Raw genomic sequence first — 23310 nt, 5'->3', positions numbered from 1 at the left:
CGCCCCCCCCCGGCCCCCCCCCCCCTCCCCTCTTTTTTTTTTCAAGCTGAAGACGTCATACGACATAGGTTCTGGTGTCTGGATTTCAGACGTGTTCTCTTCCTATCTTGTAAAGATGCGTCAGATTGGTTAAATTAGCGATCACCTCTGGAATCTGGGTTATTCGGTTGTCACTGAGGACAAGCTCCGTCAGATTAGTTAAATTAGCGATCGCCTCTGAAATCTGGGTTATTTGGTTATCACTGAGGACAAGCTCCGTCAGATTGGTTAAATTAGCGATCGCATCAGGTATTTCAGTTAGGTCTACTCGAATTAAGATAAGTTCTTCTAAATGTAGTATTTGCGTTACCACATCGGGAATGCTCTCTAAAGGATTGCCACTAATATCTAACTTACGCAAATTAGGCAAACCCAATAGTTCGGGTGGAAGCGTTTTTAGATTGTTGCCTGAAACCTTTTCGAGAAAGCGGCCTGCTACTGGTTCATAACCTTTAACCTTCTTTCCCAAAATCAAAGACTCAAGCTGCTTCAACTTACCAATTTCTACAGGTAACTCAGTCAACTCCTGTCCCGACAAGTCTAACTCTTGCCAACCCTCAGCCAACGCACGATCTATCAGTACCAACAACTCATCCTGCGTCATAATTCCAAGGAGAAGGGTAAAAGGAAAGAAGATTGATGAAGATCATCTTATCCTAACTGATTAGGGAAAAATGCTAGGCTAATCACTTTTTGGCGATCATATCTTAAGATGATAGGAAAAGCGAATTACACAGGTTTTGCGTAGGCGTAGCCCGTCGTAGACATCGCGTTTTTAGAGGATGTTTTAAAAGTGGTTGGCTGTAATTTTAGGCACTTGTTGATCCCCCCTAACCCCCCTTAAAAAGGGGGGAACTGGAATCAAAGTCCCCCTTTTTAAGGGGGATTTAGGGGGATCTAAAACGTTTTGATACCGACCAAAGGACTTTTAAAACATCCTCTTAGATGTGGAGATGTGGCGATCGCATATATCTAAATCTGGATTTTAAATATTTCTATTATCAAAATTCATATTAATCTCTCTGAACTTAGCGATTGGCTAGGCTTACCAATTACAAAAAAGTAAACTTTGTAGAGTAATGTGCTTACTTTTATTGTTCAGTCTCTTCATTATTAATCACAAACTAAATTCGGCTGCGCCATCCTCATCCACATCTGCATCCTTACCCATAGCAGTAGGTTTAAATTTAGAACCATGAATTAATTCACTAAACGCAATTCCTGGATTTTGGTGAAGAATATTCAGCACACTCATGAAATCTCGCACAATTTCCCCTGGTGTCAGTAATGCTTCTGCACCCAAGCGATTAATAATTTCTTGCACAAACTCCTTCAACTCACGATTTGTCAAAGTCTGTTCATACCCAAAATTAAGTGCATGAATCTCAGCTAAACGTTGCAGAAGCGTCAATATTTCTGCTTCACTCAACGGATTTAGCCGAATCACTGGCCCTAAATGTTCCTGAACATTAGCCTGTGCAACAAAACGACTTTCTTTGGTGCGTCTTTGCCAAGCTTGGTCTGCAAAAAGTCCCCGTTTGGGGTCTTCTAAAAACTTAGTTGTTCCACCAACAACAATACCAAGATGTTCTGCTTTGCATTGCATAGTATCGTTAAACATTGCCAAGAGTCGATTGTAATTCTTTTCCCGCGTGACTGTGGTAGATATTTGATATAAATGTACAGCTTCATCAACTAAAATTAACAGTCCTTTATAACCAATCTCAGCCACAAACTTCGCAAACAGTTTTATATAGTCATACCAACTATCATCATCAATAATTACCCGCACTCCTAAAGCTGCTTTCGCCTCAACTTTAGTAGTAAATTCTCCCCGCAACCAGCGCATCGCCGCATTTTTTAAATTATCATCATCCATTCGGTAGCCGCGCCAATAAGCGATAATCACGCTACCAAAATCGAAACCGTGAACTAAATCTTCAATATACTGAACTACTTCTCTAATTTTCGCTTCAACTTGGTCATCAAAACCATCGTCATTGGGACGCATTTCAGTTTCTTTAACCACTTCTTGTTGAATTTTATTAATCCATCCTTCTAAAATCGAGACTAAAGCACCACCATCAGGACGAGTTTTTGTAGCTAGGTGGCTCATTAATTCTCGATAGGTAGCGACACCTTCATTATTGCTTCCAGCTAATCGGCGTTCAGGGGATAAATCAGCATCAGCTACGACAAAACCTTGCTCCATCGCCCGGTTACGAATTAGTTGCAATAAAAAACTTTTCCCGGAACCATAGTTACCAATTATAAAGCGAAATGCTGCTACACCTTCTGCAATATCATCGAGATTTTGTAATAGGCTTTTGAGTTCTTTTTCTCGCCCAACTGCGATATATTCAACTCCTACTCTTGGTACTACCCCCGCACCAAGTGAATTGATTAAAGCAGTGGAGATTTTTTTCGAGATTTTGAGCTTTGCCATGTATTACACTTTACTTTATTCTAAACGCAGAAGCACGCAGTAACTAGGTAAGGTAGATATTGCCTTACTACTAATCTGACAAAGGCAATAATAATTTAATTTGACGAAGTATGTCTAGCCATCAGGTTTTCATACATTGCAATCATTTTTTTGACATGGATTATCTGTTCGTGATCAACTTTTGGAATTTCCGAATCTGTATTAATTATTAATTCACCAATAGTATCATTTGCCCGTTCATTTATAGAATCGATTAATAGATTTGGCATAGTAATGTTTGCTTCGGCAATTTTTTTAATAGCAGCCTTGGGATTATCTTGTTCAACTATAGCTTTTAATACTTGTAACTCATGTCCTGGGATATTTTCTAGAAAATTAGTCCATTCTTCGGGTATGTTTTCCGATGTCTCAACTTCCGAAGTGTCAATGATGGCTGAAGTTTCAATTATTTCCGAAAAAGGAAACAATTCAATATCCTCTTCTGGAGAATTTTCAGACAAAGGTTGTGAATTAAATGTTTCTATTTGTTGAAGTAATTCCCATACTTGATTTTGCAATGAGTCTCGTTCTTCTTGCAGTAATGAAACTTGCCCTTGCAACTGTTGTAATTCGGCTTTTTGTTCTGCTAGTTGAGTTTGGGAAGAATTCAGGATAGCTTGGATATTTTCTCTTTCAGTTTTTGTTGCTACAAGCAATTGATTTTTTTGGTTTGTCTCAACTTCTAGGTCTTGAATTGCAATTCGCAGTTCGTATAGTTTTTCTTCTAATTGGGGTTTCAGTCTGCCTAAAAGAGTTAAATTGCTTTCAACTTCTTGTTTCTCCTGTTGAAGTTCAGAAATTTGACTTTGCAACTGCGTGATTTCAGCACGAGATACATTACAGTTGGATTCTAAACGGCGCTTCTCTGCTGTGAGGACAGAAAAAGCATTGTTCAATTCTGTTTGATTTTTCTGCAATTTATTAATTTCAGTTTGCAGGCTATTGATTTCGGTCTCTAACTGCTTTTTTTGTCCGGCAAATGTTCTTAACTCTCGATGTATACTATCTCTTTGGTTACGGCTTTCTGTAACTTGATTTTGCAGTTGTTGTGACTCAGCAAATAATAAATTATGATGTTCTTCAATTTGATTAATTTCTCTGACAACACGAGCCTTTAATCCCTCCATCTCTTTAATTCGCTTACGGAGAGAACCTAAGACGAACATTTCATAATTTCGGCGTCGCTTATCTACGAATAATGCTGCTGTATAAATAGTAGCGGCAGTAATTACACCTGTGAGAAAGGCTTTATTAAAATCCCAACTAGGGACAAGGCTCAGACCAAAACTCACACTAAAGGCAACTATTACTAGTATAAATCGATTGCTGATCATTACTGATTGCATATTGCTGTTTTTTAGAGTAATTAAATTATCAGAATAAGTAGCTCTCATCGTAATTTGTAATTCGTAATGATGTTCTCTAAGAGACGCTTCGCGTAGCTTGCTTCTTGGCACGGGTACGTGGACTCGTAATGTAATTGATAATTAAAAAACACATCCACATAAAATACTGAATATAAATGATTTATAATCCATTGCTCTGTTTGGGGAATGAAAGCGTTTTTTCCAACTTTGCTATCATAGTCGTTCTGAAATCTTTAGTTTGAGTTACGGTGCATACAATTGTTCTCTAAGTTCCCAAAAAGTGCAATAATCAATGAATTAATTTTGGTGCTAGGTGTCGGAGGTATTGTTATTTGCATGGAGAAGTTTTAAATCTGCTTTTAAAAAATCAACAAATTGCCGTGCTGTACGTCCAGAACGACCATTATGGCGAGTTGCCCATTGTAATGCTTGAAATTCCAAATCTTCTTGAGTAATATTAATTTCAGCTTGTGCTGCTAGATGTTGTACAATTTGTAAATAAGTTTTCTGATTAGCTGGTTCAAAGGTCAAGGTTAAGCCAAAGCGATCGCTAAACGAAAGTTTCTCCTGCATCGTATCCCAGGCATGGATTTCCTCGTTATCCTTGGGAGTCGGTCTATCTACAAAAAACTCTCGAATTAGGTGGCGGCGATTAGAAGTAGCGTAGACAACGACATTTTGAGGTCGTGCGGTTAAATTACCTTCTAAAACTACCTTGAGGGCTTTAAAAGCATCATCATCTTCTTCAAATGAAAGGTCGTCCACAAAGATAATAAATTTTTGTGACACACTTCGTAAATGTTCCACAATTTCTGGTAAGTCTTTTAAATCAGATTTTGCTACTTCCAACAAGCGGAGGCTGCGATTGCTATATTCATTCAACAAAGATTTCACCAATGAAGATTTGCCAGAACCGCGACTACCATAAAGTAATACATGCAGTGCCATCTCTCCTGATAATAAAAACTCTGTATTTTTCAGCAAAGCATCTTTTTGAGACTCGTAACCTACAAGCGCACTCAGCTTAATTGGGTCAGAATACCGGATACCGATAAACTGGCCAGCTTGCCAGCGTAAAGCACGATATTCTGCAAATAAACCAGAGCCACATTGCCGATAATAAACTGCTAACTCTTCAACAGCATCACCCCAATTATCTAACTCTTGTAGATATGTAGCGAACTTTGTCTCTACTCCGATTAATTCTTGCTCTTTATACCACACTACTGGTGAAATCGGCAGATGAGCAACTCCTTGTACCCACTCGCTTAAAGAAGCGCTACTACATTGATGGAGACTTTGTAATATTTGTAAATCATGTTGAACTGCTGCTACTAAAGCTGGGGGCAAATCTTCAAATTCTCGCACTTGTGCAAGCTTTGTAAAAGGATTCTCACAGAAGAGAAGTTGAGTAATTAAATAGTCTTCCCAGTTTTGATTTCTAGCAGCCAAGGCATGGAAGTAACTGCCGTAGGCTTGGAGACAACCCCTTGCATCGGCTTCAGTGTAACGTATAGCTTGCAACAATTCTAGAAATGCCATCCCCACTTCGCTTTGGAGAACAGACTGGTACAGTAAAAGTGAGGCCGCTTGGCGCTGGAGATATTGAACCTTTGTATATGAGGAAGTATTTGCCATTGGCATCGCTTGATTATCCATTAATCAACTGTGTGGTATAGCTAAATAGCTATGGTAAATTGTCTGCTGACCCTGGCAGTAAAGTCAAAGTTTACATAGGTTTTAACAATGAATTTAGGTATAGTTGCTGCTTTTGCTTACGGCATATTAGCACTGGCAGGTGGTGTTATTGGCTACATACAAGCTACAAGTAGAGTTTCACTCATAAGTGGTAGTATTAGCGGTTTATTACTAATAATTGCCGCTTTTTTGCAACTTCAAGGGCAAACCTGGGGTTCAATTTTAGCAGTGTTAGTTACTGCTGTTTTAGTAGTCTTCTTTGCATTTAGACTTGCTAAAACACGCAAGTTTATGCCTGCGGGATTAATGACGATTTTGGGTATACTGGCATTGGCGGTAATGGTAAATCAAATGGTGGCTTTAAGGTAATATCAGTCTTTTAGCAATAACCACCCTCCTGTTTTTTGGTACAGTATGACTCTCTTTGCCTTGAATTATACTAGTACATTTATATTACTATGACTTGTTACCCTTGCCTAATAACTTTCAGAGACTCCCAAAAAATAAATTGTCCCAAATTATTTGTACATTAGACCTTTTGGCATTTGTGCTTTTTGCAAGAGAGGGGAAAAGGGTAAAGGTTAAAGGGGAAAGGGAAAATAACAAACCTTTCCCCCTTTCCCCTTTCCCTTTTCCCGACTTTTGCCAAGAAGTCTATTGGTAGAGGCGCACACAATACGGTTCGGATTAGCATTTTTCACAATCGAGTGTGGTCTGGGGAAAGGATGTATTCAAAACCTTTTCCCTTTAACCGAAGCGTATTGGAGGATTTTTTCACTAGAAGTCCCTTAAAATTATTCTCTGCTAAAGATGTCTTTTCGCGCTTGGCTTTGCGTTGCGCTTCTCCAGAAACGGAAAATAGCTTGCCAAGAAGTATTCGCAAAGGGACTTGTCGCCAGATATTGCAAGCGCATCATCAGAAATCATATTTGCAAAATGTCCTGTTTCAAACTTGACGAAAATGCAGTTCCATAAGATGCACTCATGTAGCCTTTGTCTGCGATCGCCCCGATTCATTTACAATTTGTAGATGATAAAATGACGTTATAACAAGGCTTACAGACATAAATTCTGAAAGTTAAATCAAAAAATAATTACTAATTACCGAAAAACTCCGGTTTTTTTCGCTTTGTGATGATAAATAAAAGTAATAGCGTTGAATGTCATGCTTCGTACTGCGAAGGATTACTGAAATTCTTCGCTGCTTTCAGGATGATTACTGAACATCAAACAACATTCGCTGCCAATCAGTTTTTTGCTGGGGATGCTTCTTTGCCACAAAGAAAGGAGATAGAGCTACATCAAAATGCTCTACCACAAAACTTACTTTAAATGTATCTAAGTAACTATGCTGATAAAGTGTAAAGATGTGACGGTATCTGGGAGCAAATTTTAAAGGAATTGCAAAGGACTTGGTGCCATTTTGGCAGGTTTTTCTCCCAAATATGGGATATTAGTAGATTGTACAAATCTTTATTGTTATTCACATCTGCTTTTTGGCACTAGTTACTATCTACTGAAAACTGTTAATACCAAGCAAATTTGACACGGATAAGTTTAAGTAATTTAACGAAGTAGGAAATAATACATGGTATTATCACTGTCTTCTCATAATGTTAGCCAGTATCTGCGAGACGCAGGTCTGTGTAGCTCAGAAGATGGCGTATCAGACAAATCTGAGTTGCCAGGAAGTAGTCAGAACAATTTCAATTTACTAGTGACTTTAGCAGATAATCGGAAACTGCTCCTTAAACAAGAACGTAACATTAACAACAATGACGGCGCACCTCATGAATTGTTTCAGGAGTGGCTATTTCACCAGCTGCTTCAACAGTTTCCAGTTCTAGGTAATACTTCAGCGATTGCGCCATTGGTGGTGCATTTTGACGAAGAAAATTCAATTCTCGTCCGTAACTACCTGAGTGAGTATCTGGAGCTTGCGACATTATACCACAACAATGAGATTTTTCCACAAAAAATTGCTGCTGCGATCGGCACTACTTTAGCAGGACTGCATCGCGCCACTTACAACCGCCGAGAATATCGGGATTTTATGGCAACTGCTCCCCAAGGAGAGTTTCGCTATGGCTTTTACAATCCGGCGCAAGGGGTAGGGTCAATTGGGCCGGATATTTTTGGGACAGTTCCTACGGATGCACTGAAATTCTATCTTCTATATCAACAGTACGAGAGTTTGGAATCAGCGATCGCGGATTTGGCATATAGCTGGAATCCTTGCTGCTTGACTCACAACGACTTGAAATTGAACAACATTTTGGTTCATTCCAGGTGGGAGCAACTAGACAATTGCCTAGTACGACTAATTGATTGGGAAGCTTGTTCTTGGGGAGACCCAGCCTTTGATTTAGGAACGTTACTGGCAAGCTACTTAGGAATTTGGCTCAAGAGTCTGGTAGTAGACCCCACCATTGAGTTAGAAGAATCTCTACATTTGGCGTTGACACCGTTAGAGATTTTACAGCCTTCAATTATTGCTCTAATTAGGGCTTATGTGAATGCTTTCCCGATGATTTTGGAATACCGCAGTGACTTTATTTTGCGGGTTATTCAGTTTGCGGGGTTGGCACTGATTCATCAAATTCAGAATATGATTACGTGCCGAAAATATTTTAATAATGCTGACCTGTCTATGCTCAAAGTAGCTAAAAGTTTACTGACGATGCCAGAGCAAGCTGTACTGACAATTTTCGGAATATCAGAGTCAGAAATACTGAACCCTGTGGCAAAAATCCATAAATTTACTCAGCCTGTAAAGGAGCAGCAGTTACTTCGCCTTTATTACGAAAAAACTCAACTGCGTGGTTGCTAATGGCAGAGAGCAGAAAAATTTGAAGAAGAAGCCAGAATTCTGAATTTTGTATTCTGACTCCTGATTTCTGTTTTATTAAAGTTTAAGTTCTGAATTGATTAATGCTAAATTACTCTATCAATCAACCGCTAAATTCTCTATTTGACATTGCTAAAAATATCCAGATTGAGTCCAATTTTTGTATTTATCATCCCAATTATCAACCCTTTGCTCTGCCAACTAAAATAGCCGACAGATTTCAGCAAAATTCCGTAGAGTTACAACAAAAGTATCTCACTCTCCTGCTGCGAAATTTTCTTTATGGAATCTATTACAATGGTTCCCTGCAAAGTACTTTAGCGGTCAAGACTGATAGTACTAATCGCCCGCCAAAGCATAATTTAGCAGAGAATTCAATTTTGGAGATTGATTGGGATTTTTACGAGCAACTGCACGCTAGTAATCAAGGTATAGGTTACTTTGACCCTCGATGGCAGGTGTTGCGGAAAGAGCCTGATGGGACTATGGCGGTAACTAAAGGCGGTTTAACACTTTATGTTGAGCCAGACTGCCATTTAGAATCCAGTAAGAAATCTACTAAAGTGGGTGATATGGTAGCAATCTGGATGCCCAAAAATCGGCTGCAAAATGGGTGTTACTTAGCAGTTAGCAATGTCGGGCAGGAACGGCAAAACAATCCCGATGCCGATTTAGGAGCAGGGCGAATTTACTTTAACTTTACGCCATCTGGTGCGATCGCTCTCATGGAAAGCTTGACACTGCAACTAAATGCAGCCTCGATTCCCTTTAGCTTTCAGGTTCTCCACAACCCCTCTGCATACGGACGTTATGATTCGGGGCTACTTTACTTTGAACTCCCCGACTATCCAGCAATCCGCACAATCCTTCAGGCTGTTTATATCGAAAATCAATCTCATTTCCAGCCCGAAATCCCCTTATTTACCAAATTTTTAGCCCCAGGGTTAGGTTTAGCCGAAGAACCAACCCAAAAATTTGCCGCACAAGAAAGCTTTGGGATGAACCGTTGCCAAATCGTCGCCAATGCTTTATTGGAAGCTTGGCAAAAAGGTAAAAATGCGATGGAGGAGCGGATGAGGACGATTGACCAACACTTTGCGCGGCATCTAATAGATTTGCAGCGTCCTTATCTCAATCCCAGTTCTGAGGATATATATAAGCCATTAAATTGATTGATTAATTGGGCATGGGGCATTATTTGTTATTAGTCATTAGTCATTAGTCATTACTCCCGGTTCGCTTATTTTTTCAGGAGTTAGAAAAAGTGGGCAATCAGAAGTATACTAAGCGACATCACCTCACAAATCAGCAAGTAGATGTTCGGTGTTATGGCGAATGAACCCATAATTACAAACGAACGAGTCGATGATATACCCGTACTTCTAACACAGATGGAGCGTATGGGTGTACAAAGGCTAATGGACAAAAACTTCCCAACACACGGAAATTGGCAAGGACAAAGTCTGGGGAATGTAGTAGTAATTTGGTTAGCACATATCTTATCGCAAGCAGACCATCGTTTAAATCAAGTCCGAGCTTGGGCTTCTAAACGATTAGACACATTGAAAACATTCATGGGTGAGTCATTAGACTCACTCGACCTAACGGATGATCGGCTCGAAGCAGTATTACGTTACTTGAACTGTGACACAAACTGGTATGCGTTTGAGGAAGAACTAGGAAGTAGTCTGTTGCAAGTTTACGAGCTAAAACCAGAACGGGTACGTCTGGATAGTACAACAGCTTCCAGCCATTGTGGGGTGAATGCCGAAGGACTATTTCAATGGGGTCATAGTAAAGACCACCGCCCAGATTTGGCACAAGTCAAAATCATGTTATCGACATTAGACCCATTAGGAATGCCAATTGCGACGGAAATCTTGTCAGGAGAAAAAGCGGATGACCCGTTATATATCCCCGCAATTGAGAGAGTACGTTCGACGCTAAAACAGCCAGGATTACTATATATTGGCGACTGCAAAATAGGATCAATGGGAACGAGAACCCATATTGTCGATGGTGGGGATTTTTATTTATGTCCATTAAACACTAAACAAGCACCTCCGGAAAAATTAAGAGAATATCTTCATTCAGTTGAGGAAGGGAAACAAGAGTTAACGACTATTGATTATGACTATGCAGATGGAAAAACTAGAGATATTGCTGAAGGATTTGAACTAAAACTTCTCCAAAAGGTAGAAATTGATAACCAAGAAATATTTTGGGAGGAGCGACAATTAGTAGTACGTTCATTTGCTATAGCTCAGACAGAAGAAAAGTATCTACGCGAACGTATACAAAAAACCTTACTATCTCTCGAACAACTAAAAATACCTCGGCGTGGCAAGAAAAAACTCACTTCATCAGATGAGTGGGAGTCGGCTGTAGCATGTATTCTCAAGCGTTATCGAACTAGTGGCTTATTTCAAATTGAGATTCAAACCAAACGAGTTCAAAAAGTTAAAAGACGATATCTAGAACGCCAACCTCAAACAGTAGAAGAAATTTCATTTGACCTAGATTTTCAAATTAACGAAGATGCTCTTCGACAACAACTTCAACTTTTAGGCTGGCGAGTTTATGTCACTAATAAAACTGAAACTCAACTGACTTTGAAGCAAGCAGTTCGTGCTTATAGAGATGAGTACTTAACAGAACGAGGATTTGCTCGACTTCAAAGCTTTCCTCTTTCTTTAACTCCGATTTATTTACAACGTGAAGACCATGTTACTGGTTTGATTCGCCTACTTTCAATTGGTTTGCGAATATTGACCCTTTTAGAGTTTCAGGTTCGTTGCCATCTAGAAACAAACCAAGAAAAGCTTGCTGGACTTTATGTTGGTAATCCGAAGCGAGAAACATCACGTCCCACTGCTGAAATACTTCTTACTGCATTTAAAGAAATTACGCTGCTGTTAATTGAGGTGAAAAACGAAGTTTATGCTCATTTGACTGCTCTTTCACCTTTACAGCAGCATATTCTTCTTTTGCTTGGGTTCCCGATTACTATTTACACTCAACTTGGTGGTCAATCTTTTACCCCTGAGTAGCCTTTCTTCTAACTCCTGAAAAAATGAGCGAACCGGGAGTCATTAGTCATTAGTCATTGGGAAAGAGGAGATAGAAGGCAGGAGTTCTTTAATTTTGAATTTTGAATTTTGAATTTTGAATTTTGAATTGATTGCCCCCCTGCTCCTCCAATCTCCAATTCAAAATTCCACAATTACCGGCGTATGGTCGCTGGGTTGGGTTAATCTTCTGGGTGCGACATCGATGATGCAACTTTTAGCACGCTCATACAAGATAGGTGTGAGATAGTGATGGTCAATCCGCCAACCTAAGTTGCGACGGAAAGCGGCGGCGCGATAATCCCACCAGCTATAATTTCCACCTTCTGTGGTAAATTTGCGAAAAGCATCGGCAAACCCCAGTTTCAGAATATCCCTTAAGGCTTGGCGCTCTGCTTCTGTTGCCATAATGTGATTTTCTGTACTCACTTGCTCGTGAATATCCTTGTCTTCTAGGGCGATGTTGAAGTCGCCGCACACACAAATTGCAGCTTCTGACAACACAAGCAACCGCAAATACTCGTGTAGCGCTGTCAACCAGCGTAGTTTGTAATCATATTTCTCAGTTCCTACTGCTGCACCATTGGGAATATATAAGTTCACAATCCGCACACCATCAATTACACCAGTAATCACGCGCTTTTGCTCGTCCCATTCGTGATGCAAATCTGGCAAAATCGTTCTAAACCCGCTACTGACATCTACGAGTGGCTGGCGGCTAATCAAGGCTACGCCGTTATAAGATTTTTGTCCTGATACATAAAGGTTATAGCCTAACTCCTCAAAAGGCGATCGCGGAAATTCAGCATCCACAACTTTGGTTTCTTGCAAGCAGAGAACATCAACGGGATTTAAGGTTAACCAATCGATAACCTGTTCCAGACGAGTGCGAATTGAGTTGACATTCCAAGTAGCTATTTTCATTAGTTAATTATCAGAATTTTTGTAAATTACTAATTACAAATTATGTAATTATTGTACAGTTACTTAATATTTATAATTTCTCTTCCCTTTCCCAATTACCTTTAAAAGAAGCTTTAATGACTTGATCCCATTGGAGATTTTAGTATTTGCAGTTACAAAATATTCAATTTTGTAAGTTCTGCTACAAAATATTCTACCTCATTATGATCCCCAAGACAGATGCAACAAGTAATAGATTAGCTATAAGTTATAAGTGTAGCTCAGGGTTGACTTTTACCGATAGTCCGTTAGATTTGTCGGTAAAAAATTTGCGGTACGGTTAACCTTTATTGCGCTTTTAGTAGCCTATTAGGTTAATTTAAATGTCAAAAGAGTAAGTACAAATGCTCTTTACTCATAAAATAATGATGTAGCTCATTATATTGAGGACAATTTCATAGACTGAACCAGAAAAACTTATGAAAATCGCTCAAGTTGCCCCCTTATGGGAAAGGGTTCCACCTCCTAACTATGAAGGAATAGAAGTGGTAGTAAGTCACTTGACTGATGAACTCGTTTGTCGCGGTCATGAGGTAACTTTATTTGCCTCTGGTGATTCTCAAACATTGGCTCATTTAGAAGCAGTTTATCCACGTACATTGCGCTTAGACCCAAATGTGAAAGAGTATGCAGTGTACGAAATGATAGAACTAAGCCAAGTTTACCAACATACTGCCCAATTCGATATTATCCATTCTCATATAGGGATTTCGGCATTACCTTTAGCGAGTTTGATAACAACAACTTCTACAGTCCACACCCTGCACAATAATTTTACAACGGATAACCGTCACGCATTTAGCTACTACCGAAAGCAACCATACTTCAGTATTAGGAACTTGCAGCGTCAAATCGATCTCAATTATGTTGGCACGGTTTATAACGAAATTGAGTTAGCAGATTACCCATTTGTAGCCCAACCGTCAGAACCTGCATATTTAGCATTTTTAGGTCGTTTTTCGCTAGATAAAGGCCCGCAACATGCGATCGCCATTGCTAAACAGAGTGGTTGGCGCTTGAAGATGGCAGGAAAGGTTGATGCAGTACACTCTAAGTTTTTTGAACAAGAGATTACCCCCCACATAGATGGTCAGCAAATTGAATATCTCAGTGAAATTAACCACACCGAAAAAACAGAACTTTTGGGCAATGCTGCAATAACTCTTTTCCCCATTAGCTGGCAAGAACCTTTTGGTTTAGTAATGACTGAATCAATGGCAACTGGTACACCAGTAATTGCCATGAATTTAGGATCTGTACCTGAGGTGATTGCCCCCGGTAAAACAGGTTTTGTCTGCAATAGCTATGCAGAAATGGCGGCAATGATTCCACAGCTTTGGAACTCAATCGTCAAACCTGTCGAAAATATGTGGAAAATAAGTTTAGCGTTAGCCAAATGGTTAACGGATATGAAGCTATTTACAGACAAATTATTAAAGACCGCATAGAATCGAATGGCCGCATTCATGCAGCTAACATTCAGTTTTAATTAACTGCTTTTTTTACTGAGCTTAAAACAACAATTTTTTAAGGAGGATATTGGTATGAGTACGAGAGCCAACACCTGTCCATGCTGCGGTGGTTCCCTCCTGCGTCATGCCCGTCATGGTGAACTATATTGGTTTTGCCTGTCGTGCCGACAAGAAGTACCGTTATTAACTGCTACTCGCCTGCCTAATGTGGAAACCCGGAACACCGGAGTGGTTCCCCAGCCGGCGGTGAATACCTAGTTTTTCAACATCATATAAAACATACTAAAAATCAATACTGATTTAGTTTAGACCTATCAACTAACTTCAACTGGTAAAATCAGATGGAGCTAATTGATAGGTTTAAAGTTTTGTTAGCAGCGTTACTTCATGGTCAAGAAGATTTACGCCTAGAGGAAGTTTCTGACCCCACTCCGGCGGCTGGTGAGGTTGTAATCCAAATAGGGGCAGCAACAACTTGTGGTACAGATTTGAAAGTATGGCGGCGTGGTGGTCATGCCAAAATGCTGATACCGCCAACGCTGTTTGGTCATGAAGGTGCTGGGCGAATTGTTGCTTTAGGTACAGGGGTGACAAATTGGCAAGTAGGCGATCGCATCGTCGCTAATAATTCTGCACCCTGTATGAAGTGCTTTTTTTGTCAACGAAAAGAATATTCCTTATGTCCAAATTTGACATGGAATAATGGGACTTTTGCCCAATACCTAAAAATCCCTGCACCGATAGTAGAGCATAATTTGTTGCAGATTCCCGATGAGTTGTCGTGGGAATTGGCAGCGATGACGGAACCTTTAGCTTGTGTGTTGCATGGTGTAGCGCGTTCTAATATTAAGCCCAAAGATAAAGTAGTCATCTTGGGAGATGGGGCGATCGGGTTGATGTTTGTGGCGGCGTTGAGTGAGAAAGCTGAAGTTTTGCTGTGGGGAGGTAATAACCACAGACTAGAAATTGGTCAGAAATTGGGTGCAACCCAGACCTTTAATTATCATCAAATCCCAGAAATTCCCAGTGTGGTGAAAGAACTTACCCAAGGATGGGGCGCAGATGTAGTCATTGAAGCCACTGGTGTAGCAAGTGTTTGGGAAACTGCGATCGCCTGCGCCCGTCCTGGTGCAACAGTCAACTTATTCGGTGGATGTCCACGGGATACCAATATTACTGTCAGTACAGAACAGCTACACTATAGCGAACTTACCCTCAAAGGCGTGTTTCATAATACACCAGAGTATGTGCGATCGGCTTTAGCACTGATAGCTAGTCGTAAAATTACCTTTGAGTTACTTATTAGTGAACAGCGACCATTAAAAGATTTAGAACAGGTGTTTTCTGATATGAAGGCGCGTAAAGTAATTAAGGTAGCAATGATTCCTTAGTATTTTGGCAGCCAATTCATCGGGCACACTACAATAACTAGATATAGCAACACAGACTTAGGCTAAATTACTATGACTCCTCAAGTCATTACCCCAGTATTGATGATTGAGCCTTCATCATGGCTACGTTCTGGCATCACCATTGAAAAAGTTGATAATGTTAACCTTGCTAAGTTCACAGATGAGTTACATACTCGTCTAGAAGAATTGCTTGAGAAACGGAAAGCTGAATTGCTGACTCCTGAAGAAGAAGCCGAATATGCTGGAATTGCTGAACTAGAGCGCATCCTAACTTTTGTTAACGCTAAACTGATTGCCAGTCGTGGGTGTTAAAGATGGTACTCGGCAGTTTGTGCGCGAAAGAGCTAAATATGTGTGTGAATATTGCCACTCTCCAGAACGCTCCAGTTCAGATCGCTTTACAATCGATCATCTTGTTCCAAAATCATTAGGTGGTTCAGATGAAGCTGACAACTTAGCTCTAGCTTGTCGTCGCTGTAATGAGCGGCGTTACAACTTCACAATCGGCGTTGATCCTGAAACTCAGCAAGAAGTCGCTTTATTCAATCCTCGACAACAACGGTGGGTAGATCACTTCATCTGGACAGGCGATGGACTAAAGATCATTGGTAAAGGTGCTACAGGTAGAGCAACTTGTCATCGACTAGATATCAATGATGAATTTCACAACCAAGGATTTATCCAAGAATCTAGGCAGTTATGGATACAAGGAGGCTGGCACCCACCTGTAGACGATCCTCGTCTTTGATGCCTGAACTAGCAATGTCTATAGCTGCCAACATCGTGCAACAAGAATAAGACAACGATCTCCTATAAAAAGGTATGGCGCAAAACCACAATTTGAGTCATCATCATCTTCCATTTTGTAGAAGATAATCTCCTTTCCTAACCAAGGTTGCACAGACTTGAGCCATATATTAAGTGCTTCCTCTTCTGACTCATCTGGACGGAATGTATCTTGCATCCAAATTGCAAAATCAAGCGCCTCAAGCACCTCAGCCGCATTTTGCATATCTTCTTCAGTCCACCATTCAGGTAATTGGGAATAATCATATTCATCTGGATAAAAATTTCGACAAAGTGTCAATAAATCAATAATTTCAATTTCTGTAGTCTCTTCGTCGCAATCAAACAGTCTAAAATCTTCAGGTTTTGTAAAAACTCGAATATCAACTACTCCGTGGTTCCAGGTTTTTCTGCCACCTAGCATTAAATCTAGAGAATTTTGCATTGCTGCATCAAAACCAAAGTTTGGAATTATGTATGTATTGCCAATTTCGATAGCCTCATTCGCGTAGGATTTAGCAGTTTCACCATGCTGCTGAATTAGTTTTTCCAATTCGTCAGGACACATATCTACAACTTACATAAATGTGGAACTCTGACAGACCTAAGCCTCTTTTACTGTTAAAAGCGGATTCACAAAAGTTTCACCATCAATTCCTTCTCCCCTTTTAAGTGATGCTATCCGTTCATCAATCTTGGTGCGAGTTTCTTCAAGCCATGCCTGGTGAGAAAGAGTCTCTTCTGCTAAAAGGTGCAATGCAGTTTGAATTACTTCATCAACGCTGTGAAATCTACCTGTTGCTAGCAAAGCTTGAATTATCTGTTTTTGCTCTGGACTGAACGTAATGCTCATAACAATTCCATTCTTGGCTTTTTCTATGATAAAGCGTTGATAAGTAAGATCCCTGATGTCTTAAGTTGGGTTGACCTATTGAAGTAATCTTGCTGAAAAACGGGAAGACTATGATTACTCCCTAATGGGTAAATTTTCATAAAAGTCCTGAATAGCAAAATGCTCAAAAAATCTCTGCTTAACTGTTTGATTTTGCCTGTTTCTCTAGTGCCCTGGCTGTGCGTAGGAACGCTTTTTGATTCCCAAGCCAATGCTTTACCAGGGCAAAGTACAGAAGAAGTAGGCACCTGGATTAAAGCACATCCCACACTCCGCCCCAGAAGTGGGGAAAAATTATTTGTGCAAAAGACTGATACTGCTGCCCAACGATTCACTTTTCAAGCGTCGGTATTGCCTCCTGGTCGGGTGGAGTTTTCTAAAGACCGAAGCACAATTCGGACTGAGCGCATTGCTATGTATGATGCTATTAACGGCATGACATTTGAGCGCCTTCAAGAATCCTTGCGGGTGATTTATGGCTTGGAGATTTATCAAGACTACGATCGCGCCCAAGTAGTGTATCAATATCCCAGCCAAAAGGTAGTTAATTCGGCGCGTCTAGCCAAAACTCCGATTCGGGAAGCCTTGAAGGGAGAATTACGAGTAGGCGATCGCTATGTATATTGGGTGGAAATTGCCCAACCCAAGACTGGCAAAGCTTTTACTGGTCAAATGACGGTTTTGCTCAAAACTGACCTAGACAAGTTAGAAAATGAATTGCAAATTCGTTAATGGGCATTGGTTATTCCCCTTGTCACCCTTGTGTCACTCATCGCCTGTTGTTTAAAGATTACTGAATCCGTATTCTATAACTTCCTTAATTCCATCTGAGCTAGGGTTTGCCACGTACCCGAAAAGATACTTTCAGATGCTAAGGAAATTCTTAGTAAATCTTCTTTCAGTAGTGGTGGCCAATCAACCCCGGCTTTACGCCCTGCGCTAAATAACTGTTGCGCCTTAATGCTTAACTGATAAAGGGCCAAAGCCAGTTCTCGGTCTAGGCTCTTTGCCTCTTTGAGGGCTTCAAACACCACTTTAAATGCTAACAAAATTGAGGTGATCTGACCGGGTACCGGTGGTTTGCCCTGTTTCATACGCATCAACAGCGCATCTGGGTTTTCCTCGGTTGTGATTGTCTGATCTATGAGGAGTTTCCGAGCTGTTTCGTAATTCATGTAGCCAGTTTAACGTACATTATGCTTCACCAGTAATATGTAATTAAAAAGTCATAAAACTGGCTTTTAATTTTTTATAGCAATCTTTGATGATTTGTGAAAAGATAGGCGTGGGGGAAATAATCGGGAATTTGCGATGTACTAGCTTAACTAGATAGACTGAATATAATATCTTTGAAAAATACACCTTACTAGGAATCAGAAGTAAAATGATCTCACCGAATTTATTAGAAATTGAGCGCTCTGTCCGTGCCTTGTCTGTAGAAGAACAACTTTGGCTGTTAGAAAGTATTGCTCGACAAATCCGAGAAAATGAGTATGTAAAAGATAAATTTACTGATGCTAACAATTTAGAAGAACAACTGCAAGTTACGGATAGTGAGTCAAATATCCAAACACAAATTGCTACTATAAATGATGAATTTGCGATTTCGGAAATACTCTGATATGTAAAAGTAAAAATTATGAGATTGTCAGATTTAAAAAGTCAAATATACAAGTTTTCAGTGAGCGATCGCAAAAAAATTGCTGATTGCGATCGCCTTGTTCAATACCAAACAACTCACGCCGAAGTCTTGCCTACCTAATTCTGCAAGTAAAATGTGAACATCTTATCAGTTATCTGGCTTATTACAATAGATGAAAAAAGAAAAACCTTGGTTTATATTTTCCGAAAAGCCAATACTGTTCATCAATTCCAGTTTGCTAAATCTTTTGGTTTTTAAACTATAGGGCATTGGAGAAACAGCTAATTTATTTTTAATAATAAAACCAGCTTTTTGAATTTTGGCAATCAATTCATCAGGTGTATATTCAATCTTATGTTCAGGATGTACAAATCCTCTACGTACCAAAAGCTTTGTTATCTGACGATTTGGCGTATCTAAACAAAATGATCCACCTGGTTTGATGATTCTAAACACTTCTTCAATTACTTTTTCGGCTTCTTCTTCTGTTACATGCTCAATGCTTTGTCCTGACCACACCAGGTCAACGGTATTTTCTGGAACATTAGACAAATCTGCCATTGAGCTATAGATATAATTAATTTTTGTGAGATTATCTGGAGTTATAAATTGCTGGGGATGTTCCTCAGATTGCGGATTATAAATTCTTTCTTCCTGTGGTAGATCAACAATATCCAACTGTTGTGGATGGTACGGATAACCCATAACCATGAGGGCACCTTCTGGCGAACCAGGGCAAGAACCTCCTAAATCGAGAATATACTCAGCTTGTGGCAATATCTCCTGTACAAGTTTGACCCTTGCTAAGTGATGTGCCTCTATGCCTGTTCGAGAAAAGAGTTTTTGTTCAATCCCAATTGGTAACATTAAATAAGAGAGAATAACCTGAATTTTTGAAAAATTACCTTTATCAAGATTATCTTTGTAAAATGCAAGTTCTTCCTCTGAAAGTGGAGAAAGTAAAAAGTATGCATAAACTAAATGAACAAATTCTTCATTATTTGGTAAGCGCCAATTAGAAAAGTAGAACAATACTAAAAAAATAGCAAACCAAAATATACGAATTATATCTTCAGGATAATATCTGACATACCTAAAAATTTTAGAAAATAAAACACTATATTTAACTATTATTTTATTTTGAGGTTTAGTCATAGTAAACATCTATATATATAGGACTCATATTTGATTTCTGAAAAAATTCAGTATAACTCAAAGAGCCTTCTTGACTGTTGCCTATTGCTTCCTACGCAAATAAGTATGGCTACGCCAAGCTGCGCGAACATAAATCAAATCACATTGCTATAGCAATCCTAAATGAGATGTGAAAAATTTTAATTAATATAAGATAGGCTTTACCCATCAAAACCTGGATTTAGTGGGCAAACCACATCTTAGGTGTATTTTAAAAATCAAAATAGAAGTCCTATATTTCTCAACTGTACTAAGAATATTAGTATATTTTATGCCAATTATCACGCAAACAATGACTACGATCGCCTAGTTTTGGCGGGTAAGCGATCGCAAAATCAGATTACTCTAAATACACTAAATTGGGAATTTTAAATAATATTTAATATTATGTTACAAATTTGTTTTGATTGACTATACATAGTTATTAAGCAACAAGTACCATAGATAACTCCGATGTAATCTTTATAGATTTACTTTTGTTTCATAAATCTTTACGTTTTCACCACATTCTGGTAAAGCAATAGGGTAAATACGCTCTGATGATGTTGCTGATTAATCAGTCAATAGGGGCAATCTCGTAAAAACAAATATCTTGGGTGCTTATTACATTGTTTGAAGTTATGTAGCCTTTTGATTACAGCCTGTCAACCACTGCGGTAGACTATGCGTTGATTATGATTCTTTCGCAGAGAAGAACACTCGAAAGGAGCCGTTTTTTCAATGTCTCATACCGTAAAAATCTACGATACCTGCATTGGCTGCACCCAATGCGTCCGCGCTTGCCCTACTGATGTACTGGAGATGGTTCCTTGGGATGGCTGTAAAGCTGCTCAAATTGCCTCTTCACCCCGTACAGAAGACTGTGTGGGCTGTAAGCGTTGCGAAACCGCTTGTCCCACCGACTTTTTGAGCATCCGGGTTTACCTGGGCGCTGAAACAACTCGCAGTATGGGTCTAGCTTACTAAAAAGCTGAGTGCTGGGTGCTGAGTGCTTAGTGCTGAGACAGAAAGAAGTAAATCAGAAATACCATTTCTTGATTCTTCACTTGGAACTTGGAACTCGGAACTCGGCACTCAAGACTTTTAAGTGTCTCAATAGGAAGCATCTTTAGAATCGTAGGTGGACAATCCCCGCCTTACGAAATTGTAATTTTAGATTGGGGATATAATCTCTGGGTATCTAAATCCTAGAAGCTGTATTTGTACCGTCAGGTCAAAAGCTGGCAAAGAATCCATTGGAAAATTCTAAAATCCATAACAATACCTAGTGGTAAAGGGAGTAAATTACTCCCTTTTTTCTTTGCAAAACGTCGAGTTTGTGCTAGACACTATACTGGATTTAATCATCCTGAAAAAAAGTGGTGTGAACAATGTGCGGAATTGTTGGATATATAGGCACTCAAGCGGCGACAGACATTTTACTAGCTGGGCTGGAAAAACTAGAGTACAGGGGCTATGATTCTGCTGGAATCGCCACTATTTGGGAAGGTGAAGTAAATTGTGTGCGGGCAAAGGGCAAACTCCATAACCTGCGTTCTAAACTCGAACAAATAGAAACCCCTGCCCAAATTGGTATTGGTCATACACGCTGGGCAACTCATGGTAAACCAGAAGAGTACAACGCCCATCCCCATTTAGATACGGCAAAGCGAGTGGCGGTAGTGCAAAATGGCATTATCGAAAACTATCGCGAGTTACGTGAGGAACTCAAAGCCAAAGGACACGAATTTCGTTCTGAAACTGATACCGAAGTCATTCCCCATCTGATCGCCGAATTTTTAAAGAATCTTTCCCCCTCATCTTCCTCATCTCCCTTCCTAGAGGCAATTCGTCAAGCCGTTAACCACTTACGTGGAGCATTTGCGATCGCAGTTGTTTCTGCTGACTATCCCGATGAATTGATTGTGGTTCGTCAACAAGCACCTTTGGTAATTGGTTTTGGGCAAGGGGAATTCTTTTGTGCCTCTGACACGCCTGCGATCGTTGCTTACACCCGTGCAGTGCTACCTCTGGAAAATGGCGAAATTGCCCGCCTCACACCTTTGGGCGTTGAGATTTACAATTTTGCTGGCGACAGGTTGAAAAAACAACCCCGGCTGCTCAACTTCAATCCGGCAATGGTAGAAAAGCAGGGATTCAAACACTTCATGCTCAAAGAAATCCATGAGCAACCAGGAGTAGTCAGAGCTAGTTTAGACGCTTACTTTAATACTGCCGAATCTACCGAATCGCCAATCAATCTTGGTTTACCTGCGGATTTATACACCGATTTAGAACAAATTCAGATCCTCGCTTGTGGTACGAGTTGGCACGCAGCATTAATCGGAAAATATTTACTCGAACAACTTGCAGGAATTTCCACTCAGGTACATTACGCTTCTGAGTATCGTTATGCACCATCACCTGTGACAGCTAACACGTTGATCATCGGTGTTACCCAATCAGGTGAAACCGCCGATACTCTAGCAGCTTTGACGATGGAAAAAGAACGTCGCCAGGGGAAAGAAGCTAAATATCAAGCGCGACTATTGGGTATTACGAATCGCCCCGAAAGTAGCCTTGGTCATCTAGTACCGCATATTATTAGTACTTTAGCGGGAATTGAAATTGGGGTAGCAGCGACGAAAACTTTTACCGCCCAATTGATGGCATTTTATGCATTGGCATTGGATTTAGCAGCTCGTCGTCAGACAGTTTCACAAGATACATTAGAGCAAATTATTAATGGGTTGCGGCAGATTCCCAAAGACATTGAGGCAACTTTGGAAAGTCAGGAACGTTTAACCGAACAGCTAGCCCACGAATTCGCCGAAACCCAAGATTTTATTTTTATCGGGAGAGGAATTAACTTTCCTATTGCTTTAGAAGGGGCGTTGAAATTAAAAGAAATCAGCTATATTCATGCTGAAGGATATCCGGCTGGAGAAATGAAACATGGCCCGATCGCACTTTTAGATGCGAAAGTACCAGTAGTTGCGATCGCAATCCCTGGTAGTATTTACGAAAAAGTTATTTCTAATGCTCAAGAAGCCAAAGCCAGAGATTCTCGGTTAATTGGCGTGACTCCCGTCAACGATGGCGAAGCTGCGGAAATCTTTAACGATCTTCTTCCCGTTTCTCATGTAGAAGAATTACTTTCTCCGATTCTCACAGTAGTTCCTTTGCAATTATTGGCTTATCATATTGCTGCCCGTCGCGGTTTGGATGTCGATCAGCCCCGGAATTTGGCAAAAAGTGTTACGGTAGAATAGTATAATTTTATACTGCTTATCTTTAATAGAAATAGCTTCTGAACAATTTATTATACCACTTGCAGAAGCTATTTTTTCTGATTAAATTATTTAAACATACTTTAGCTTAAAAACGACAAAACTGGTGCGGCTTTTACAGTGAAGATTTAAATTGTCCAAATGTGAGCGCAGAAAATTAGTATATATTTATACC

General features: G+C 39.9%; 22 protein-coding genes and 1 pseudogene. 14 read left to right on the top strand and 9 right to left on the bottom strand.

Features of this window, described 5'->3' with window-relative positions; all coding sequences use genetic code 11:
* Positions 1-85: 85 nt before the first annotated feature.
* The 4 genes from RMX98_RS16405 to RMX98_RS16390 all read right to left on the bottom strand — a co-directional run bounded on the left by RMX98_RS16405 (position 86) and on the right by RMX98_RS16390 (position 5550).
* Positions 86-643 (bottom strand): leucine-rich repeat domain-containing protein, encoded by a 558-nt coding sequence (locus RMX98_RS16405; RefSeq protein WP_409881531.1) that lies wholly within the window; start codon positions 641-643, stop codon positions 86-88.
* A gap of 513 nt (positions 644-1156) precedes the next feature.
* Entirely contained in the window at positions 1157-2485 is a 1329-nt protein-coding gene (locus RMX98_RS16400) for an ATP-binding protein (RefSeq protein WP_322682014.1), read from the bottom strand.
* Positions 2486-2580: 95 nt separating this feature from the next.
* Positions 2581-3870, bottom strand: a complete 1290-nt coding sequence (locus RMX98_RS16395) for a tellurite resistance TerB C-terminal domain-containing protein (RefSeq protein ID WP_322682015.1) — start codon at positions 3868-3870, stop codon at positions 2581-2583.
* Positions 3871-4200: 330 nt separating this feature from the next.
* Positions 4201-5550: an ATP-binding protein gene (locus RMX98_RS16390; RefSeq protein ID WP_322682016.1), complete on the bottom strand. Its 1350-nt coding sequence runs from the start codon at positions 5548-5550 to the stop codon at positions 4201-4203.
* A gap of 87 nt (positions 5551-5637) precedes the next feature.
* Here RMX98_RS16390 and RMX98_RS16385 point away from each other — a divergent pair, with 87 nt between their 5' ends.
* The 4 genes from RMX98_RS16385 to RMX98_RS16370 all read left to right on the top strand — a co-directional run bounded on the left by RMX98_RS16385 (position 5638) and on the right by RMX98_RS16370 (position 11487).
* On the top strand, positions 5638-5958 hold the full coding sequence (locus RMX98_RS16385; RefSeq protein WP_322682017.1) for a TMEM14 family protein: 321 nt from the start codon (positions 5638-5640) through the stop codon (positions 5956-5958).
* A 1219-nt stretch (positions 5959-7177) separates the two neighbouring features.
* Positions 7178-8419: an aminoglycoside phosphotransferase family protein gene (locus RMX98_RS16380; RefSeq protein ID WP_322682018.1), complete on the top strand. Its 1242-nt coding sequence runs from the start codon at positions 7178-7180 to the stop codon at positions 8417-8419.
* A gap of 101 nt (positions 8420-8520) precedes the next feature.
* Positions 8521-9609: a T3SS effector HopA1 family protein gene (locus tag RMX98_RS16375; RefSeq protein WP_322682019.1), complete on the top strand. Its 1089-nt coding sequence runs from the start codon at positions 8521-8523 to the stop codon at positions 9607-9609.
* Between the two features lie 156 nt (positions 9610-9765).
* Positions 9766-11487, top strand: a complete 1722-nt coding sequence (locus tag RMX98_RS16370) for a transposase (RefSeq protein ID WP_322682020.1) — start codon at positions 9766-9768, stop codon at positions 11485-11487.
* 159 nt (positions 11488-11646) lie between these two features.
* Here the strand turns inward: RMX98_RS16370 and xth are convergent, their stop codons facing one another.
* Positions 11647-12429, bottom strand: coding sequence for an exodeoxyribonuclease III (xth, locus tag RMX98_RS16365; protein ID WP_322682021.1), 783 nt, complete (start codon positions 12427-12429; stop codon positions 11647-11649).
* 458 nt (positions 12430-12887) lie between these two features.
* On the opposite strand from xth, the pseudogene RMX98_RS16360 reads away from it, so the two are divergent.
* The 5 genes and pseudogenes from RMX98_RS16360 to RMX98_RS16340 all read left to right on the top strand — a co-directional run bounded on the left by RMX98_RS16360 (position 12888) and on the right by RMX98_RS16340 (position 16100).
* A pseudogene (locus RMX98_RS16360) lies at positions 12888-13957 on the top strand (glycosyltransferase family 4 protein).
* Positions 13958-14012: 55 nt separating this feature from the next.
* Complete coding sequence (locus RMX98_RS16355; RefSeq protein ID WP_104909358.1) at positions 14013-14198, top strand: hypothetical protein; 186 nt, start codon at positions 14013-14015, stop codon at positions 14196-14198.
* Positions 14199-14308: 110 nt separating this feature from the next.
* Entirely contained in the window at positions 14309-15331 is a 1023-nt protein-coding gene (locus RMX98_RS16350) for a zinc-dependent alcohol dehydrogenase (protein ID WP_322682037.1), read from the top strand.
* 72 nt (positions 15332-15403) lie between these two features.
* Entirely contained in the window at positions 15404-15664 is a 261-nt protein-coding gene (locus tag RMX98_RS16345; protein WP_322682022.1) for a hypothetical protein, read from the top strand.
* A complete protein-coding gene (locus RMX98_RS16340) occupies positions 15654-16100 on the top strand; it encodes an HNH endonuclease signature motif containing protein (protein ID WP_322682023.1) in 447 nt (148 codons plus the stop codon). Before RMX98_RS16345 ends, RMX98_RS16340 begins: the two co-directional genes overlap by 11 nt.
* An 18-nt stretch (positions 16101-16118) precedes the next feature.
* Here the strand turns inward: RMX98_RS16340 and RMX98_RS16335 are convergent, their stop codons facing one another.
* The gene (locus RMX98_RS16335; RefSeq protein WP_322682024.1) at positions 16119-16706 is read right to left on the bottom strand and encodes a hypothetical protein; all 588 of its coding nucleotides are present in this window, start codon (positions 16704-16706) and stop codon (positions 16119-16121) included.
* A gap of 36 nt (positions 16707-16742) precedes the next feature.
* A complete protein-coding gene (locus RMX98_RS16330) occupies positions 16743-16991 on the bottom strand; it encodes a type II toxin-antitoxin system ParD family antitoxin (RefSeq protein WP_322682025.1) in 249 nt (82 codons plus the stop codon).
* 159 nt (positions 16992-17150) lie between these two features.
* Here RMX98_RS16330 and RMX98_RS16325 point away from each other — a divergent pair, with 159 nt between their 5' ends.
* Positions 17151-17762 (top strand): hypothetical protein, encoded by a 612-nt coding sequence (locus tag RMX98_RS16325; protein WP_322682026.1) that lies wholly within the window; start codon positions 17151-17153, stop codon positions 17760-17762.
* A gap of 74 nt (positions 17763-17836) precedes the next feature.
* Here the strand turns inward: RMX98_RS16325 and RMX98_RS16320 are convergent, their stop codons facing one another.
* Positions 17837-18205: a Dethiobiotin synthetase gene (locus RMX98_RS16320; protein WP_322682027.1), complete on the bottom strand. Its 369-nt coding sequence runs from the start codon at positions 18203-18205 to the stop codon at positions 17837-17839.
* Positions 18206-18414: 209 nt separating this feature from the next.
* Here RMX98_RS16320 and RMX98_RS16315 point away from each other — a divergent pair, with 209 nt between their 5' ends.
* Both RMX98_RS16315 and RMX98_RS16310 read left to right on the top strand, forming a co-directional pair.
* On the top strand, positions 18415-18651 hold the full coding sequence (locus tag RMX98_RS16315) for a hypothetical protein (protein WP_322682028.1): 237 nt from the start codon (positions 18415-18417) through the stop codon (positions 18649-18651).
* 18 nt (positions 18652-18669) lie between these two features.
* Positions 18670-18792: a hypothetical protein gene (locus RMX98_RS16310; protein ID WP_322682029.1), complete on the top strand. Its 123-nt coding sequence runs from the start codon at positions 18670-18672 to the stop codon at positions 18790-18792.
* 27 nt (positions 18793-18819) lie between these two features.
* Here RMX98_RS16310 and RMX98_RS16305 read toward each other — a convergent pair whose 3' ends face one another.
* Positions 18820-19827, bottom strand: coding sequence for a class I SAM-dependent methyltransferase (locus tag RMX98_RS16305; RefSeq protein WP_322682030.1), 1008 nt, complete (start codon positions 19825-19827; stop codon positions 18820-18822).
* 759 nt (positions 19828-20586) lie between these two features.
* On the opposite strand from RMX98_RS16305, the gene psaC reads away from it, so the two are divergent.
* Both psaC and glmS read left to right on the top strand, forming a co-directional pair.
* Positions 20587-20832, top strand: a complete 246-nt coding sequence (gene psaC, locus RMX98_RS16300) for a photosystem I iron-sulfur center protein PsaC (protein ID WP_012411495.1) — start codon at positions 20587-20589, stop codon at positions 20830-20832.
* Positions 20833-21236: 404 nt separating this feature from the next.
* Positions 21237-23117, top strand: coding sequence for a glutamine--fructose-6-phosphate transaminase (isomerizing) (gene glmS, locus RMX98_RS16295; protein ID WP_322682031.1), 1881 nt, complete (start codon positions 21237-21239; stop codon positions 23115-23117).
* The last annotated feature ends 193 nt before the right edge of the window (positions 23118-23310 follow it).

It is taken from the genome of Nostoc sp. DedQUE02 (assembly GCF_034531035.1).
Classification (GTDB): domain Bacteria; phylum Cyanobacteriota; class Cyanobacteriia; order Cyanobacteriales; family Nostocaceae; genus Nostoc.
The sequence above is the reverse complement of the archived record's forward strand: the minus strand, read 5'-3'. Positions and strand labels throughout refer to the sequence as shown.

Excerpts from the sequence above, each read along its gene's own strand:
- RMX98_RS16405 (WP_409881531.1), bottom strand. The coding sequence starts at position 643 with ATGACGCAGGATGAGTTGTTGGTACTGATAGATCGTGCGTTGGCTGAG.
- RMX98_RS16400 (WP_322682014.1), bottom strand. The coding sequence starts at position 2,485 with ATGGCAAAGCTCAAAATCTCGAAAAAAATCTCCACTGCTTTAATCAAT.
- RMX98_RS16395 (WP_322682015.1), bottom strand. The coding sequence starts at position 3,870 with ATGCAATCAGTAATGATCAGCAATCGATTTATACTAGTAATAGTTGCC.
- RMX98_RS16390 (WP_322682016.1), bottom strand. The coding sequence starts at position 5,550 with ATGGATAATCAAGCGATGCCAATGGCAAATACTTCCTCATATACAAAG.
- RMX98_RS16385 (WP_322682017.1), top strand. The coding sequence starts at position 5,638 with ATGAATTTAGGTATAGTTGCTGCTTTTGCTTACGGCATATTAGCACTG.
- RMX98_RS16380 (WP_322682018.1), top strand. The coding sequence starts at position 7,178 with ATGGTATTATCACTGTCTTCTCATAATGTTAGCCAGTATCTGCGAGAC.
- RMX98_RS16375 (WP_322682019.1), top strand. The coding sequence starts at position 8,521 with ATGCTAAATTACTCTATCAATCAACCGCTAAATTCTCTATTTGACATT.
- RMX98_RS16370 (WP_322682020.1), top strand. The coding sequence starts at position 9,766 with ATGGCGAATGAACCCATAATTACAAACGAACGAGTCGATGATATACCC.
- xth (WP_322682021.1), bottom strand. The coding sequence starts at position 12,429 with ATGAAAATAGCTACTTGGAATGTCAACTCAATTCGCACTCGTCTGGAA.
- RMX98_RS16355 (WP_104909358.1), top strand. The coding sequence starts at position 14,013 with ATGAGTACGAGAGCCAACACCTGTCCATGCTGCGGTGGTTCCCTCCTG.
- RMX98_RS16345 (WP_322682022.1), top strand. The coding sequence starts at position 15,404 with ATGACTCCTCAAGTCATTACCCCAGTATTGATGATTGAGCCTTCATCA.
- RMX98_RS16335 (WP_322682024.1), bottom strand. The coding sequence starts at position 16,706 with ATGTGTCCTGACGAATTGGAAAAACTAATTCAGCAGCATGGTGAAACT.
- RMX98_RS16330 (WP_322682025.1), bottom strand. The coding sequence starts at position 16,991 with ATGAGCATTACGTTCAGTCCAGAGCAAAAACAGATAATTCAAGCTTTG.
- RMX98_RS16325 (WP_322682026.1), top strand. The coding sequence starts at position 17,151 with ATGCTCAAAAAATCTCTGCTTAACTGTTTGATTTTGCCTGTTTCTCTA.
- RMX98_RS16320 (WP_322682027.1), bottom strand. The coding sequence starts at position 18,205 with ATGAATTACGAAACAGCTCGGAAACTCCTCATAGATCAGACAATCACA.
- RMX98_RS16315 (WP_322682028.1), top strand. The coding sequence starts at position 18,415 with ATGATCTCACCGAATTTATTAGAAATTGAGCGCTCTGTCCGTGCCTTG.
- RMX98_RS16310 (WP_322682029.1), top strand. The coding sequence starts at position 18,670 with ATGAGATTGTCAGATTTAAAAAGTCAAATATACAAGTTTTCAGTGAGC.
- RMX98_RS16305 (WP_322682030.1), bottom strand. The coding sequence starts at position 19,827 with ATGACTAAACCTCAAAATAAAATAATAGTTAAATATAGTGTTTTATTT.
- psaC (WP_012411495.1), top strand. The coding sequence starts at position 20,587 with ATGTCTCATACCGTAAAAATCTACGATACCTGCATTGGCTGCACCCAA.
- glmS (WP_322682031.1), top strand. The coding sequence starts at position 21,237 with ATGTGCGGAATTGTTGGATATATAGGCACTCAAGCGGCGACAGACATT.